Source organism: Collinsella sp. LCP21S3_C7, assembly GCF_052118485.1.
In the GTDB taxonomy this organism is placed as follows: domain Bacteria; phylum Actinomycetota; class Coriobacteriia; order Coriobacteriales; family Coriobacteriaceae; genus Collinsella.
Genome location: NZ_JBQKHC010000021.1, coordinates 1 through 16,812, shown reverse-complemented (window position 1 = coordinate 16,812; position 16,812 = coordinate 1). Strand labels below are relative to the sequence as shown.

Genomic DNA, 16,812 nt, shown 5'->3' with positions numbered 1-16,812 from the left:
AAAAACGCTCCATGGTCGGTCCAACCCTGGTAAACGTAGTAGATGGGCGCTTTTCGTGGCATGGCTGGCCCAGATAGCTTGTTTCGGAGCCAATTTGCATCAAAAAGTCCCCGGCGGCGCTACATTGGCGTTGCCGGGGACTGTTCAGTTCACTTTCTGCAGCCTCGCCTTACTCGTTAAGAGTATACGTATAGCGAGGATACTCGGGGGTCACGTCCTGACCGCTGGAATAGCTCGAGTCAAAAGCATGTGCCACCAGATCGTGTGTACCCCATGCGTCGCAGTCAAATACACCGGTATCGAGCACCACAACATAGCCTTTGCCGTCGTAGTAGAAATGGTCCTCGGTAAAGTTGTCATCATCTTCGTAGCTATTGGCGTATGAAGAATACATATTAGTTTTCGCAGCCTTAATCGCCTGTTTAGCCTCACTCTTGAGGGTGTCAAACGAGAGCCTGTGCTGTGCGAGCGAGTCCTCGAGCGAAACCTGCTCGCCTGTCTTGAGGTTATAGCATGCCGACCTTGTCACCTGCTCCGAGCGATACGGAGGCTGATAGCTATCGGTGTAGGTACGCACACAGGCGATATCCCCGTCAATCGAGACAATCTCAGCGTAATACACCGTGGTCACACGATGGTTCTCATCATATGGCGTCGCCTGCTTGCTCGCGTCAAGCGCATCAGCGACGAGCTGAATCATATCTTTGTTGAACTTGGCGACACCTACACCCTGGCCTTTTACCTGAGGATAGGTCCACGTAGCCGAAATCTGGCACGTAACGTCGGGATCAGGCGCACCCTCGCCCACCGGCGCCGTAAAGCTGACATCCTGCGTGGCAGAGATGGCTTCGTAGCTCGCCTGCGCACCGTCAGAGTCTTTCGACTTCAACTGTTCCAGCGTCGTGGCGACCGTGCCAATGGTGCTGTTAACCGAGCTCTCGTCGGCATACAAGAAACCAAAACCGCCCAAAGAGGCTGAACCGACTTCGTTCGAGGCAACAAGGTCGGCCATGGCTTTAAATGACTTGCCGTCATATCCAATAAATTTAACCTGGTATTCGTGGGCAGAAGGTCCACTCTCGCCAGAGACGTCGCTTTGTTTAATCGCCGTCCCATGGTCGAACCATTGTTCAAATCCAATCTTGCCTTCGTATTCACAAAGCCAGATGGACACACACGCTTCTTGAGCAGACACGTTCACCTCCGGCGAATATACCTTTTTAATATCGCCATCTTTATACGCCCAAACTTCGAGATGTGCAGCGACGGCCTGATTCTCACGGTCCACTGGCTCATCCGAATACTCAATCAGCAGCTCATCTTGACCATCGCCATCAAAGTCAATGAGCTTGGCGTAAGCAACACCCTGGGCTCCATACGCATATTCATCGAACCCGACAGCCTCGCCCTCGCCGTACTTTTTCTGGTACTCGAGAATCTTGTCGGTGAACAGCTCATCTGCCGTCTTGACCGCTGCCTTGGCAGAAGCCTTGGCCTCCTTCTTGGACTGCGTGAGCTCAACGTTCTTAGGGGCGTCCGAGCCTTCCTTGGCATAGTCCACCTTCATGGTGGTCGTGCTCTTCTTTTTGCCCTTGCCCGAGGTAATGGTCATCTGGTACTTCTGATCGGGCAGCTCGCCAAAGTCCTCCATGGCAAAGCCGTCCTCGCCATCGACCTTAATGGTGTAGCTCTTGCCCTTGCCGGACACCGGCGCCAGCTCGACGGTATAGCTCTTAAGCTTTTTGCCCTTGCTGTTCTTGGGCAGCACTTTAGTCTCGCACGCGCAGACAACGTAGCCCTTGCCGCCCGAAGTCACCTCGGACGACGCGCCAATACGCGGCACGACGACGATTGCCGCTACGATAGCGACAACGACAACACCGCCAATAACGGCAGCAACGATGCGGCCCCTATGCTTGAGTTTCTTGGGCTGAGGCGTCGGGACAAACGGCTGAGCGGCCTCAGCAGGCTCGGGCATAGGTTCCTCATAACGAGGCTGCGCTGCCATATGAACCGGGGCACCCTGAGGAGTTTGCTGTCCCACAGGAGCGGACGCCGGCGCGTCCTCCACCGGAAACGCCACAGGCTCCGCCTGGTCCTCAGCTCCGCCCACGCGAGCGCCGCAGCTCGTGCAAAACGTGGAGCCATCGGGTATCTGAGCTCCGCACTTGGTGCAATACATCGCATCTCCCGTCTCTCGCCGCAGCCGCAATGCGCCCGCGCAGTTCTTCCAACTACACCGTACGAGAGAAATCCCCATTCTTGTTGCGCAACATTGCCGCCGCAAAAAATGATCCCTTGGGGACGAAGGAAAAAGCCCCGCCGGGCCTTGGTAGGCGCGGCGGGGCGGGCAGGCAGCTAGGGGCAGCAGGCTTAGAACAGGCCAGTGATGTTGCCGTCGTTGTCGACGTCGATGTTCTCTGCCGCGGGAACCTTGGGCAGGCCAGGCATGGTCAGAACGCTGCCGGTCAGCGCGACCACAAAGTGGGCACCGGCGGAAACCTTGAGCTCGCGCACGGTGATGCGGAAGTTCTCGGGCGCGCCCAGAGCCTTGGCGTTATCGCTGAAGCTGTACTGGGTCTTGGCGACGCACACCGGCAGGTTACCAAAGCCGTTCTCGCGCAGCTCGGCGAGCTGGCGCTTGGCAGCCGGCGTAAAGTCGACGCCATCGGCGCGGTAGACCTTGGTGGCAACGGCCTCCAGGGCGTCAGCCACATCGGCACCGTCCTCGTAGGCAAACTTGAGCTCGCTCGGCTGCTCAATCAGGCGCATGACCTCATCGGCCAGGTCGAGTGCGCCCTCGCCGCCCTTGGCCCAAACCTCGGACAGCTTAACGCTGACGCCCAGCTTCTGGCACTCGGACTCGATGAGCGCAAGTTCGGCCTCGGTGTCCGTCGGGAAGCGGTTGATGGCGACCACGCAGGGAAGACCATAGACGTTCTGAATGTTGTCGACGTGGCGCAGCAGGTTGGGCATGCCGGTCTTAAGGGCCTCGAGGTTCTCGTCGTTGAGGTCGGCCTTGGCAACGCCGCCGTTGTACTTAAGCGCGCGGGCAGTGGCGACAATCACGACAGCGCTGGGGCGAACGCCCGTCATGCGGCACTTGATGTCCAGGAACTTCTCGGCACCCAGGTCGGCACCAAAGCCGGCCTCGGTAATGGCGACATCGCCAAAACGCATAGCCATACGCGTGGCCATGATGGAGTTGCAGCCGTGGGCGATATTGGCGAAGGGACCGCCGTGGACAAACGCGGGCGTGCCCTCGAGCGTCTGCACCAGGTTGGGTTTGAGCGCATCCTTAAGCAGAGCAGCCATGGCGCCCTGAGCCTTGAGGTCGCGTGCGCGGACGGGCTCGCCGGCATAGCTGTAGCCGACGACGATCTCGCCCAAGCGCTCCTTAAGATCGTTGATGCTCGTGGACAGGCACAGGATTGCCATGACCTCGGAGGCAACGGTGATATCGAAGCCGTCCTCGCGCGGCACGCCCTGGGCCTTGCCGCCAATGCCATCGATAACATGGCGCAGTTGACGGTCGTTCATGTCGACGACGCGCTTCCAGGTGATGCGCTTAACATCGATGCCGAGCTGGTTGCCCTGCTGAATATGGTTGTCGAGCATGGCTGCCAGCAGGTTGTTGGCGGCACCGATAGCGTGGAAGTCTCCGGTAAAGTGCAGGTTAATATCCTCCATGGGGATGACCTGGGCCCAGCCGCCGCCGGCGGCACCGCCCTTGACGCCAAAGACGGGACCGAGCGAAGGTTCGCGCAGGGCAACGGCGCTCTTGACGCCGCGACGACGCAGACCGTCGGCCAGACCGATGGTCGTGGTGGTCTTGCCCTCGCCTGCGGGCGTGGGATTGATAGCGGTCACGAGGACAAGCTTGGCCTGGTGATCGGTCGGCTCGTTGAGCAGTGAATAGTCGACCTTAGCCTTGTCGAAGCCGTACGGAATCAGGTGCTTAACGTCGACGCCGGCGTTCTTGGCCACCTCGGTAATGGGCAGCGGCGTGACGGAACGTGCGATTTCGATGTCAGTAGGCATGGGCGGTCCTTTCGTTACCGGATGAGAAAAAGACCAATTCAGCATAGCACGGGCGCGCAATAGTAAAACACCCGTAACCGATGAACGGCGATATGTTTATCCAATGCCCAGCGATAGCCTACAGATGCGCTAAAACAAGCCCATTCCTACAGGGTCGGCTCGATACCCAAATGCTCGAATGTGCGCAGGGTTGCCTGACGGCCCTGCGGCGTACGAATCATCAACCCGCACTGCAACAGGTAGGGTTCGTAGACATCTTCGAGCGTACCCGGATCCTCGCCCACCGCGCTGGCAAGGGTCGTCAGGCCCACGGCACGGCCGGAGAACGTCTTGGCGAGCGTCTCCAAGATGCGAATGTCCATCCAGTCCAGACCAAGCTCATCAATCTCAAAGAACTCGAGCGCCTGACGGCAGATATCAAGCTCAATAGGACCGTTGCCGCGCACCTGGGCGTAATCGCGCACGCGCTTGAGCAAGCGGTTGGCAAGACGTGGCGTGCCACGCGAGCGTGAGCCGATCTCGAGCGCGCTTGGATGGTCTATTGTCACGCCCAAAATGGTTGCCGAGCGCGTCACAATCTGGGCAAGCTCCTCGACGGTGTAGTAGTCCAGGCGATACGAAATACCAAAACGGTCGCGCAGCGGGCCGGTCAGCATACCCGAGCGGGTCGTTGCCGCCACCAGCGTAAACTTGGGGATATCCAGGCGAATCGAGCGCGCCGCCGGACCTTTGCCAATCACGATATCGAGCGCAAAGTCCTCCATCGCGGGATACAGGACCTCCTCGACCGAACGATTGAGACGGTGGATCTCGTCGATAAACAGCACGTCACCCGGCTGTAAGTTGGTAAGGATGGCCGCCAGGTCGCCGGTGCGCGCGATGGCCGGGCCACTCGTCGTCTTAATCTGAGCGCCCAGCTCGTTGGCGATAACGGTGGCCAGCGTGGTCTTGCCCAGACCCGGAGGGCCCGAGAAGATCACGTGGTCGAGCGTCTCGCCACGGCTCTGCGCCGCCTCGATCAGCACGCGAAGGCTCTGCTTGATATGCTCCTGACCGCAGTAGTCGTCCAGGCGCTGGGGGCGCAGGGTACGGTCGACATCGAGGTCCTCGGGCGTTAGCTCCGAGCCCACCATGCGCTCGCCATGCGCCATGGATGCCGCCGGCGAGTTGCCGGGCGTCGCCCACAGGTCCTGAGAGTCATCGGCTTCCCACATCACGCATCCATTCCGAGTCGCTTAAGCGCCGCGCCGAGCAGATCCTCGACACGCATATCCTGCCCATCATACCCGCTCAGAGCGACATCGGCCTCCTGCGGGCTAAAGCCCATGGAAAGGAGTGCCGCGCGGGCATCATCGATGGCCGAGGGAGCGGCAGCAGGCACGGGCATCGCAACCTGTCCGGGAATCACGTCGACCGGCACAAAGCCCTTATCCTTGGCAAAGGTACTCTTGAGTTCCAGAATGAGGCGCTGAGCTGTCTTTTTACCCACACCGGGCACCTTGGCCATGCCCTTGTCGTCCTCGGCCATCACCAGCGAATACAGCTGCCCCACGGTATAGGTGGAAAGCACGGCGAGCGCCAAGCGCGGACCAACGCCCGAGACGCACACGAGCCGGTCGAACATTGTGCGCTCATCCTTTGAGGAAAATCCGAAAAGTGTCATGGCGTCCTCGCGCACCTGCATGCGCGTGTAGAGGCGGACCTCGCCGCCGGGCGTCGGCAACGTGGCCGCAGTGCTGCCCGAGATGCCGAGCTCAAAGCCCACGCCCGACACATCGACGACAGCAGAGCTCATCGTGGCCTCGACAAGCGTTCCGTGGAGCTGGGAGATCATCAGTATCCGGTTCCTCTCTGTTGATAGAACTCGCCGCCGGTAAGCGCTCGGGTGCGGCTGAGGTTAACGTGGCAGATGGCGCAGGCCAGGGCATCGGCGGCATGGTCGGGGTGCGGGTCGTGATCGAGCTGCGTAAGCGTGCGCACCATGTAGGCGACCTGTCGCTTATCTGCGGCGCCGGTGCCCACCACGGCCTGCTTAATCTGCATAGGCGTGTATTCGCCAATCTCGAGCGCGCACTCCGAAAGCGCCACAAGCGCAGCGCCGCGGGCATGCGCCGTGGGGATGGCCGAACGAACGTTGGCGCCAAAGTAGATGCTCTCGATAGCAGCGGTATCGGGACGATAGCGTTCGACAACGCCCTTGAGGTCGCGGGCGATATGCGACAGGCGCACCGCGAGCGGACTTCCAGCACTGGTCTCGATGCAGCCATAGGCACGACAGCGAACCTCGCCACGTCGCTCCTCGATAATCCCCCACCCCGTATGGGCCAAACCAGGGTCGATACCCAAGATAACCAAGCCAACCTCCCCTCGTCACAAGCGCAGCGCAAGGCAAGGCCCCACGCACTATTCACGAACGTCTGTTCTAGAATAACACAACAGGGCCAAGATGCTTAGTTAAAGCATCGGGGTTGGGAGCGAATCCTATCCCCAGTTTAGTTCTGCGAGAAAAAAGGAAACTGACGGGGATCCACCGGCGGATGTGGCATCGGCGTGCCCTGGGGCCCGCCCTGCGGTCCGCCCTGGCCGCCCATCATCCTTTCGATGGCGTCCTGGACCTCGCCCTCGAACTTTTTCATTCCCTCGTGCAAACGACGCTGACCGTCCTCAGAGCGCAGCTCCTCCATCTGCTCGGGCGAAATACCCAACAGCTCACCCAACAGACCCATCATCTCACCGCGCATGCGATCGCCCGTATCGCTATCGGCAAAGCGGCGCACTTCGGCGCGCGCCAGTGAATCAACCGTCATGCGCTCCTTGCCGTTGAGCCCCAAATCGGACCACGCAAGCATGTACGGCCAAGCGCGCTCGGCAAACGAACGGGCCGAAACGATCGACGCCGTCGGCAACATGCGACGGGCAGCCTCACCCTGTCGAACGAGCATCAGCAGCAGCGAGCAGGCCTCAGGCTTGCCAGCGGCCATCGGGATGTCGTCGAAAGTTCGATTGCGGTCCACGTGCGCCTCGAGCGCGCCATCGACCTCACCCGGCTCAAGCCCGCCGAGCAGCTGTGCCGCGCGGTCGAGCATATCGACCGGACCGTCGAGCGTCGAGAGCGCCTGCGCCAGCACTCGCTCCATACAATCTTCCACCGCGTTGAGCGTCACGAGCTCTTGGGGCACCACGGCAGACGTGCGGTTGCGTACGCGCGCCACAAACTCAAGCGTCGACAGGTACACATCGCCAAAGGGCGCAAAGTCGCCCTGGTAGCCGCCGGACAGTGCGGGTGCCGCTAGCGCGTACTCGGTCTTGGAGAGCGGGCTCAACGCCATGGCGCCCAGCTCGAGCGCCGTATCCTCGAGCATCAGGCCCAGCGCACGCGAGCGCAGACGCTCGGCATCGCCCGCTGACACGTCGCGATCGAGCACACGCGCCGCATCCGGTGCATCGCGCTCGACGGTGCGAATGTGCAGGCGCTCGGCAATCGCGCGGACGGCGGCACAGCGGGCAGCCTCGGCCTCTTCCTGAGCCGGCGTAAAGATACGGTTGCGCCCCAGCACAAGGCCAATCACATTACGCGGGCCCAGAGCGTCAACGGCAAGTGCCGCCAGCAGGGACGACGGCAAGTCACCCTCGAGTGCCACCACAGCACGCGACGCGCCGCGAGCGCGGGCGTTGTCGCGCACGGCGAGCACCAGCGCCTGCCACAGCCACGCCTCGGAACGAAACTCGGGCAGTTCGTGATCTTCCAGGGCATCGAGCATCACGCCGCGCTGAATCTCCTGAACCAGCAGGCTCTCCTCAAAACACGGCGCCTGGGCCACCACGCGACCGCAGTCGTCGAGCACAAACGAACCGCCGGTATATACCGACTCGTCGTACGCACCGACCGGCGCCATGCAGGCAAACCACACGCTGCGCTTAGATGCGATCTTGCGGTAGGCACCGCTGCGAACGGCGGCGATGGCGGCAGTTTCGCGGTCGGTCATGTCAAACGCGTTGAATTGGAAATACGCAATGAGGTCAACACCGGTCGGCAACATCTCGAGTTCGCGGTCCAAGTCAAAAATCACGGCGATGCGCACGCCGTCCACGTCGAACACCGGCGGCGCCCAACGCGTATCGTTGTTCTCGCCACGCTGCAGGGCAATGCTCGATCGCGCCGGCACCACATGACCGTCCTTGAGCATCATGTAGTCGAGCAGCGGCTGGCCCTCAAACGAAACCGCCGCGGGCACGATGCAGATCATATCGAGCTCTTGGATACGCTCGGCAACACCGGTCAGGCCTGTCAGCATGTCGTGCTCAAAGTCGGCAGTACCCATCAGGCCGCCGGGCAGAGCACCCATAAAGAGCGGAGCCGGGACGCACAGCACGCGCGCCCCGCGCTCGTGGGCCAGACGAGCCTGGTCCTCGATGCGACCGCAAATGCCCTCAATATCACCCAGGCGCATATCGATCTGTGCAAGCGCGAGCTTCATGGCCCAGCCCTTTCCGTCGTAAACCATCGAAACCGTAGTAAAAGCGCCGGCCGCATAATGCAGCCGGCGCTTGCATGTGCATATGCTAGCTATGATACCCCGAGCGGGGGCGCGCTCCTAGAACGTCGCGGACCACAGCCCATGCAGGTTGCAGTAGGCATAGACGGTACCGGTCTTGGAGCCGCCAGCGAAAAACGTCGCGGGCTTCATGCCGGGCTCAAGGTAATGGACCTCCAGGCGGCCCTCGGCCTCAAGCGCGATCCACTCGATGTAGTGCTCGGGCAGCATGGGGTGCTCCGTCGAGCCCACGCGCGCACGAATGACGTGGCCATCGCGCTCGATCTCGACAACAGGCACGTGCTTCTCGTGCGCCGCATCCTCGGTGTTTGCCGTCAGCTCCGTGCAGCCAGCAGGGGTCGCAACGTCGTCGCCAAGAGCGGCAACGAGCTTGCCGTCGGAGCCTTTAAAGAATTTCGCCATGATGTTCTCCTTTGCTGATGTGCCAATGTTCTCGTTAGTTCTTATGCCCAAAGAGCGCCGAACCATCCATGGCATTGCAAATGAACACATAACGGGTGAGGCAAGCGGTCGGGCCAGGACGAACCGGCGACCTGGCCCAGCCCGGCAGCCCCATCCCGCGCGCAGCTAGCGACCGTCGCCACCGAGCAGCTCCAGAACATCCTCGCGGGTAAACAGCGCCGACGAGATGCCGTCACCGCCGAGCACGCTGTTGACCAGGTCGCGCTTGGACTCCTGCATCTGCATGATGCGTTCCTCGATTGTGTCCTTGGCGATGAGCTTGTACACGGTCACGGTGTGCTGCTGGCCAATGCGGTGGGCGCGGTCGGTCGCCTGGTCCTGCGCCGCCACGTTCCACCACGGGTCGTAGTGGATGACCACGTCGGCAGCCGTCAAATTAAGGCCCACGCCGCCCGCCTTGAGCGAAATCAAGAACACCGGCACCTCGCCCGCTTGGAACTGCGCAACCATCTTGGCGCGGCTCTCTTTAGACGATGCGCCCGTAAGCTTAAGGAAGGCGATATCCTCCTTGGCCAGGCGCTTGCCGATGATATCGAGCATGCCCGTAAACTGGCTGAACAGCAAGATGCGATGACCGCCGTCGAGCGCGCCGTGGACGAGCTCCATACACGTATCGAGCTTGGCGCTTCCCGCCTTGTAGTCCGCGTAATGCAGATGAGGATCACAGCAGATCTGGCGCAGCTTGGTGAGCTCGGCAAGTACCTTGAGCTTATCTTTTTTGAACTCCCCGGCCTCGCGGTGCTGCACTTGCTGGGCAATGCGGTCCTGGTTGGCCAGGTAGAGCTTACGCTGCTCGCCGGCGAGCTGCGCCATCACCGTATCCTCGATCTTCTCGGGCAGGTCGGCCACCACGTCTTCCTTGACGCGGCGCAGCACAAACGGCGACACGAGCGCCTGCAGACGAGCGGCGCTGTCACCCTCGGCGTGCTCGACCGGGCTTTCGAAGCGCTTGGCAAACGACTCGCGCGTGCCGAGCAGGCCCGGCATCAAAAAGTCGAAGATGCTCCAGAGCTCGGACAAGCGGTTTTCGATGGGCGTGCCCGTCAAGGCAAAGCGCACAGCGGCCGGCAGACGCTTGGCGGCACGTGCCACCTGCGTGAGCGGGTTTTTAATGTACTGGGCTTCGTCCAGCACCACGCGGGCAAAGTCCTGCTCGACGTACTCGTCGATGTCGCGGCGCATGAGGTCATACGACGTTACGACCACGTTATGCTCGGCCACGCCGGCTATCTGCACGCGACGTTGGGCCTTGGTGCCCACAATGGCGCACACATCAATCGAGGGGGCAAAGCGCTCCAGCTCGGCAGTCCAGTTGTACACGAGCGATGCGGGACATACCACGAGCGTGGGCTTAGTGTCCCCCGCCTCCACGCGCGCCAGGATATGCGCGATCATCTGGAGCGTTTTGCCCAGGCCCATGTCGTCGGCCAAAATGCCGCCAAGGCCCAGATGCTCGAGCGAACCGAGCCACTGGTAGCCGTCGACCTGGTAGCCGCGCAGCGTGGCCTTGAGCGAAGCGGGCACCGTAAAGTCCATCTTGCCGAGCGTGTCCAGGCGCTCGACGGTGCGAAGGAATGCAGCGTCGCGATCGGCTTCGAGCGCGGGCGTGCGCGCAAGCATGCTGTCGACGAACAGGGTACTCGACGCGGGAAGCGACACGCCGTCGAGCAGGTCGACAGCATCGACCCCCAGATCCTCGGCAAGGCCAAACGCGGCGCGCGCTCCCTCGTCCAGGCGAATGATGTCGCCCGACGTGAGACGAGCAAACGTCTGGTGACGCTTGTAGGAATCGAGGTAGATGGCAAGGTCTGCCGCCGAAAGGCCGCTCGCGCCCAGTTCGACGTCGAGCAGGTTACTCTTGACGGTCGCGCGCACCGAAAGCTTGGGCGCAGGGCGGACAGAAATCTGGCGCAGGCGGTCGCTGAGCATGACCTCGCCCAGCTCGGACAGGGCAGACAGGCCCTCAGTCAGCAAGTGGAACAGGCTCTCGTCATCGCGTTCCTCAAACGCCAGGCCACCCTCGTAAAAGTCGAAATACAGAGCCGCCGTATCCATAACGCGAAACTCTGCCACCTCGTCACGCGGCGGCACGCCCGGGCGCTGCTCTTCGAAGGGGCTGCCCGGAGCGCCCATGCTAAAGAGATCTGCCGACCAGTCGCCGTAGGTAACCGTAATTTTGCAGGTCACGAGCCCATCGTCGACACCGATCGCCATGGCAAAGCTTGGCTCGGGCGCCACGGTATCGAGCACAGCGGGCGCGGTAAGGTCGGTGTAGTCGCGCAAGATAGGCAGCGCCATGCGGCAAAACTCACCCACCTGGTCGGCGGCGATATGGACCGGTGTGCGGCAGGGCAACAAGTGCGATAGGAACGGCGCGGCATGTTGGGCAAACGCCGTGTCGGTACGGCGCGCGCGGCGCGTATCGACCAGATAGGCAACGTCGCCCGAGGCAAAGCAGTACGTATCGGCCGGAAGGCGCAAGTCATAGCTGCCCCCGGCTGCCGGCACAATCTTGGCAGCAATCAGCGGCGGGTGCTTAGCCGGGACTTCGTTCTCCCCTTCCGGCAACGACTCGACTGCCACCTCGTAGGCGCGGTGCGTCGTCGTCCCCCGCGACCAAGCAGGTTCAAAGGACATGGTCCTGCCACGCAGCAGGTCCAGCACGGACACGATGGAATACTCGGATACCGGCAACTGACGCTCGGCGACAAAACCGCTGCGGGCAAAGTCGTACGATGCCGAGCGCGAGCTCGTAATATCGCCTAGGTAGGCGACCGTCATTGCAACAAAGTCGAGCAGCTTTGTCGACACATCATCGAAAGCCTCGGGCACATGGGCAAACGTAAGCTTCTTGCCATAGGAGAACGTACCGCCGCGCGCATAGGCATCGGCCATGCCGTCGATATCCTTAACCACGTAGGACACCGAGCCGCAGCGGATGCGAAACTCAAGCGCCCAGCTAAAGCGATCGGCAAACAGCGGATTGTAGTACGGCACCAGCGAGGGCTCCAGCACTGCTTTGGGCGCATCGGGGTCAATGGTTCCAGCGAGCTTGCGGCGCATGGCCACGAGTTTATCCATGCGCGCGTCCGAAAGATCGGAAAGTGCTGCCACAAGGCTCGGGCTCGTGGGCACGGGCGCCGGGAAGGGAAAGTTGGGGTTGACCGGAGATGCGCTGGGCGCGGGGCGTGTGGGCTGCTTGGACTGTGCGGGCGACACCGTAAACGTGCGGACCGGCGTGCGCAAACCCTCGACGGGCTCGGCGCCGCTGGCATCCAGATACGCCAACGCCGTGGCGATGGCGTGCTTGCACATGCCGGAATAGCGGAAGGCGGCGGGGCAATCGCAGTCGTAGTCGACAACCTCGTGCTCGTCCATATCGAGCGCCACGTGCGTCTTATATAGGTCGCCGCGCGAACCACGCACCGTGCCCTCGATATTCACGTTTTTGGAGAAGCGCGAGCCGGAGTCCTCAAACGACAGCACGGCGCCGTTGAGCATGAGCGAACGCCCCTTCATAAAGGTACTGCTGAGCGCCGCCTCCTTACGAAGCGTCTGCACAAACGTCCCCTGCGCCATCGCTTCCTCCAATCTCACCCGGGGTAGCTAATTTGGGACGGGGCTATTTTAGCTACCCCCATATGTCGGTTGAGATGTGTTCCGACCCCGACTCATTCGCCGTCAGCCAAAGGGTAGCTAAAAAAGCCCCGTCCCAAATTAGCTACCCCGCCAACGGCGTCCTTAGATCACCGTCACTCTGCCTTGGTTGCCCACGATGGCCTTGGCCTCGGCCAACAGAGGAATCGAACGTGCGTTGACCTTAGCAGGTACCTCGGCACGCAGCACGCGCCCGTCCGCCTGCTCGATAAAGATCTCTACGCGGTCGCCGCCCGGGTTGGCGGTGAGCACCGTGGCAAGACGCGCCATGTTGCTCTGGCTAAAGCGGCTGTTGGGCACCATGACCTCAAACACCTTGGGCTTGTTGTTCTCCTCGTTGAGCTCAAGCGGCACAATCTCCTGCGCGATGATCTGGTCGCCGCGGTCCGAGCGCTCGAGCTTGCCCTTAATGCGCACAAACGCATCGGACAGCTGCGCGCCGGTCTCGGGATCGACCTCGCCGTACAGATACCCCTCGGCCTCCTTGAAGGTCTTGGGGAACACCACGACGGTGGCCTCGCCTTCCATGTCCTCGAGCTGCACGATGCCCATGGGGTCGCCGTTTTTGGTCACACGCTTGGACACGCTCGAGACCATACCGGCCCACCACAGCGCCTTGCCCTCGGGAATTTCCTGGTTGATGGTGCCGCCCGTGGGGTTTTGCACCTCGTAGCCGGTGTCGATCTGCGAGAACGAGAAGTCGCGCGCTTTGCTGAGCGCATACTCAAACGGGCGCAGCGGGTGGTCCGAGACATAGATGCCCAGAACCTCCTTCTCCTGGCTCAGCTTAAGGTGGCGGTCCCATTCCTGGCCATCCGGATCGGGTACGCTCACCTCAAAGCCCGAGCCCTCAACGTCGCCAAACAAGTCGAAGAACGACGTCTGGCCGCTCGCGCGATCCTTCTGGCGCTTTGCCGCGGCATCGATGATGTTCTCGGGGTTGTTCTTGTCCACAAAGTGCATCATCTGACGACGCGGATACCCCGTGGAGTCGAAGGCACCTGCCTTGATGAGCGATTCGATCACGCGACGGTTGGCCTGGCTCGAGTCCACGCGCTCGACAAAATCATGCAGCGTCTTAAACGGACCGCCCGCCTCGCGCTCGGCGATAATCGCCTGCGCCACGCCGGTGCCCACGCCGCGGATGCCGGCCAGACCAAAGCGCACACCTTCCTTGGTAGCCGTGAACTCGGTACCGGACTCGTTGACATCTGGCGAAAGCACGGGGATGCCGTCGTGACGGCATGCCGAGACGTAGTGCACGATCTTGTCGGTCTTGCCCGTATAGGACGTCAGGACGGCCGCCATGTACTCATGCGGATAGTGCGCCTTGAGCCACGCCGTCTGCATAACCAAGATGGCGTAGCCGGCGGAGTGCGACTTGTTGAAGGCGTAGGATGCGAACTCGAGAACATCGTCCCAAATCTTCTGGGCGACCTCGCGCGTGTAGTTGTTCTTGATGGCGCCGTTCATCCAGTGGTCGTAGGTGGTCTCGTCCGAGCCATCCTCCCAGTGGAGCACCGTCGACGTAAGCAGCTTGATCTTCTTCTTAGCCACGGGTTTACGGATACGCGAGTCCGATTCGCCCTTGGAGAAGCCGCACATCTCGACGGAGATGAGCATAACCTGCTCCTGGTAGACCATGGTGCCGTAGGTTTCGCCCAGGATGTCGTCCAGACGGTCGTCGTAGGAGACGGCCGGCTCCTTGCCGTTCATACGGTTGATGTAGGACGAAACCATGCCGGCGCCCAGCGGGCCCGGGCGGTACAGGGCGATCAATGCCACGACGTGCTTGTACTCGGTGGGCTTCATGTTCTTGATCGTGGCCGTCATGCCGGCGGACTCGACCTGGAAGACGCCGGCGGTGTGGCCGGAGCCCATGAGCTTAAAGATCTCGGGATCGTCAAAGGGAATCTCTTCCTCTTTGATGTCGATGCCGAAGTTCTTTTTGATGTTTGCCTTGGCCTTGGAGATAACCGTCAGCGTACGCAGGCCCAAGAAGTCCATCTTGAGCAGGCCCATGTCGGCAACGGTATGGCCCTCGTACTGGGTAATCTCGACGCCGCCCTTGGTGTCGAGCTTGGTGGGCACGTGTTCGTTGACGGGGTCGCGGCAGATCAGAACGGCGCACGCATGCACGCCCTCGCCACGGGTGAGGCCCTCGATCGAGAGCGCCGTGTCGATGATGCGGCGGGCGTCGTCGTCCTTTTTATAGGCCTCGGCAAAGTCGGGGTTAAACAGATCCTCTTTGCCGGGTTGTTTTTCGAGCACCTGCTTGAGCTTGACCTTGGGGTCGCTCGAGACCATCTTGGACAGGCGCTGGCCCATGTAGACCGGGTAGTCCAGGACGCGCGCGGCGTCGTTGATGGCCTGCTTGGCCTTAATGGTCGAGTAGGTGATGACGTGGGTGACCTTCTCGGGACCGTAGAGCTGGCGAACGTGCTCCACGACCTCGAGACGCCGCTCATCGTCGAAGTCCATATCGATATCGGGCATCTCGGTACGCTGCGGGGACAGGAACCTCTCGAACATCAGACCGTTCTCGAGCGGGTCGAACGCGGTGATGTTCATGGCGTAGGCGACGATAGCGCCGGCGGCCGAGCCACGGCCGGGGCCGACGCCGATGCCGTTGTCCTTGGCCCATTGCACGTACTCGGCGACGATCAAAAAGTAGGCGGCAAAGCCCTTGTCGCAAATGACCTTGTATTCGTACTCAAAGCGCTCTTTGATGTTGACGCCACCGATCTCGCGCGTGGCCCAGTCGTCACCGTAGTGCTGGCGCAGGCCCTTCTCGCACTCGCGGCGGAACTGGCTCTCGTGCGTCTCGCCGGGATCGAGCAGCGGAAAGCGCGGCAGGATGATGGAGTCCCAGTCCAGCTCAACGTAGCACTTGTCGGCGATCTCGAGCGTGTTGTCGCAGGCCTCGGGGCAATACGGGAACATCGCCCGCATCTCCTCCTCGGTCTTCATGTAAAACTCCGAGCCGGTCATGCGCATGCGGTTGGGGTCGTCGACCTTGGCGTTCATGCCGATGCACATGATGACGTCCTGCACGGGCGCGTCCTCGCGGCGCAGGTAATGGAAGTCGTTGGTGGCGATGACCTTGACGCCCACCTGTTTGGCGATATCAATGAGCGTGCGGTCCATCTGCTCGTCGGTCAGGCCGTTATCGGTGGTAATGCCGTGTTCCTGGATCTCGATGTAGAAGTCACCAGGCTCGAAGGTATCACGGAAGGTCTCGGCCCACTTGATGGCGCCTTCCATGTCACCGCGGTCGATGTATTTGGGGATGATGCCCGCGATGCAGGCGCTGGTGCAGATCATGCCCTTGGCGTGGCGGCGCAGGTTGTCGAGCGTCACGCGCGGCTTGTAGTAAAAGCCCTGCACGGCGGCCTCGGAGACCGTCTGCATCAGGTTGACGTAGCCCTCCTGGTCCTTGGCCAGAAGGATCATGTGGTAGAGCTCGGGCTTGTGGTCGCGGGCGAGTGTCTCGTCCGGCGTAAAGTAGACCTCGCAGCCAAAGATGGGCTTGATGACCAGAGGCGGCTTGAGCTCGTCAATATTGCCCTTCTCGTCCCACATGGCCATGTCCTTCACATACTGGGCATGCTCGCGCGGGTTTGCCTCGGGATCGGGCTCCACCAGCTCGTCGCGGCGGTCCTTCTCCAAGAAGGCCTTGTCGTGGCTCCAAGTTTTGTACTCGGGCGTATTGTGGTTGACGGCGTCGCAGGCCAGCGCCAGATCGGGCACGCCATACATGTAGCCGTGGTCGGTAATGGCCACGGCGGGCATGCCCAGCTCAACGGCACGGTTGACCATATCCTGGATACGGGTTGCGCCGTCGAGCATGGAGAAAACAGTGTGGTTGTGCAGATGGACGAATGCCATGTGATGAGCTCCGATGCGGGTTCGTGTTCTGACTAAACGATTTTACCCCACGGCACGGACAGCGCCCGAACCTAGCCAAACCCACACGGGTAGCTAATTGAACTGCCTCCCATTTCTTGGACATGAGAAATGGGAGGCTTTTTATGCGTGTCGACTTGAGGGTGAAGCACGACATCGAGGCCAGGAAGGCGGCGATCGGGCTCTTCGA

At 61.4% G+C, this 16,812-nt stretch carries 9 protein-coding genes; all 9 read right to left on the bottom strand.

Annotated features, from left to right (window positions below; all coding sequences use genetic code 11):
- Nucleotides 1-169 precede the first annotated feature (169 nt).
- Entirely contained in the window at nucleotides 170-2,182 is a 2,013-nt protein-coding gene (locus ACTQ1E_RS07610) for a zinc-ribbon domain-containing protein (protein WP_441565656.1), read from the bottom strand.
- Nucleotides 2,183-2,373: 191 nt separating this feature from the next.
- Nucleotides 2,374-4,041, bottom strand: a complete 1,668-nt coding sequence (locus ACTQ1E_RS07605) for a formate--tetrahydrofolate ligase (protein ID WP_441565654.1) — start codon at nucleotides 4,039-4,041, stop codon at nucleotides 2,374-2,376.
- Between the two features lie 146 nt (nucleotides 4,042-4,187).
- Nucleotides 4,188-5,255 carry a Holliday junction branch migration DNA helicase RuvB gene (gene ruvB, locus ACTQ1E_RS07600; protein ID WP_152073622.1) on the bottom strand — a complete coding sequence of 356 codons (1,068 nt, stop codon included), beginning with the start codon at nucleotides 5,253-5,255 and terminating at the stop codon, nucleotides 4,188-4,190.
- A complete protein-coding gene (ruvA, locus tag ACTQ1E_RS07595; protein ID WP_441565652.1) occupies nucleotides 5,255-5,875 on the bottom strand; it encodes a Holliday junction branch migration protein RuvA in 621 nt (206 codons plus the stop codon). Before ruvA ends, ruvB begins: the two co-directional genes overlap by 1 nt.
- Entirely contained in the window at nucleotides 5,875-6,396 is a 522-nt protein-coding gene (gene ruvC / locus ACTQ1E_RS07590; RefSeq protein ID WP_035137351.1) for a crossover junction endodeoxyribonuclease RuvC, read from the bottom strand. Before ruvC ends, ruvA begins: the two co-directional genes overlap by 1 nt.
- A 137-nt stretch (nucleotides 6,397-6,533) precedes the next feature.
- A complete protein-coding gene (locus tag ACTQ1E_RS07585) occupies nucleotides 6,534-8,519 on the bottom strand; it encodes a hypothetical protein (protein ID WP_441565650.1) in 1,986 nt (661 codons plus the stop codon).
- Between the two features lie 117 nt (nucleotides 8,520-8,636).
- Nucleotides 8,637-8,999, bottom strand: a complete 363-nt coding sequence (locus tag ACTQ1E_RS07580; RefSeq protein WP_441565648.1) for a desulfoferrodoxin family protein — start codon at nucleotides 8,997-8,999, stop codon at nucleotides 8,637-8,639.
- Nucleotides 9,000-9,164: 165 nt separating this feature from the next.
- On the bottom strand, nucleotides 9,165-12,638 hold the full coding sequence (locus ACTQ1E_RS07575) for a DEAD/DEAH box helicase (protein WP_441565646.1): 3,474 nt from the start codon (nucleotides 12,636-12,638) through the stop codon (nucleotides 9,165-9,167).
- A 162-nt stretch (nucleotides 12,639-12,800) separates the two neighbouring features.
- Nucleotides 12,801-16,604, bottom strand: coding sequence for a DNA polymerase III subunit alpha (gene dnaE / locus ACTQ1E_RS07570; RefSeq protein ID WP_441565644.1), 3,804 nt, complete (start codon nucleotides 16,602-16,604; stop codon nucleotides 12,801-12,803).
- Nucleotides 16,605-16,812 lie beyond the last annotated feature (208 nt).

Excerpts from the sequence above, each read along its gene's own strand:
- ruvA (WP_441565652.1), bottom strand. The coding sequence starts at position 5,875 with ATGATCTCCCAGCTCCACGGAACGCTTGTCGAGGCCACGATGAGCTCT.
- ACTQ1E_RS07605 (WP_441565654.1), bottom strand. The coding sequence starts at position 4,041 with ATGCCTACTGACATCGAAATCGCACGTTCCGTCACGCCGCTGCCCATT.
- ruvB (WP_152073622.1), bottom strand. The coding sequence starts at position 5,255 with ATGTGGGAAGCCGATGACTCTCAGGACCTGTGGGCGACGCCCGGCAAC.
- ACTQ1E_RS07585 (WP_441565650.1), bottom strand. The coding sequence starts at position 8,519 with ATGAAGCTCGCGCTTGCACAGATCGATATGCGCCTGGGTGATATTGAG.
- ACTQ1E_RS07575 (WP_441565646.1), bottom strand. The coding sequence starts at position 12,638 with ATGGCGCAGGGGACGTTTGTGCAGACGCTTCGTAAGGAGGCGGCGCTC.
- ACTQ1E_RS07610 (WP_441565656.1), bottom strand. The coding sequence starts at position 2,182 with ATGTATTGCACCAAGTGCGGAGCTCAGATACCCGATGGCTCCACGTTT.
- dnaE (WP_441565644.1), bottom strand. The coding sequence starts at position 16,604 with ATGGCATTCGTCCATCTGCACAACCACACTGTTTTCTCCATGCTCGAC.
- ACTQ1E_RS07580 (WP_441565648.1), bottom strand. The coding sequence starts at position 8,999 with ATGGCGAAATTCTTTAAAGGCTCCGACGGCAAGCTCGTTGCCGCTCTT.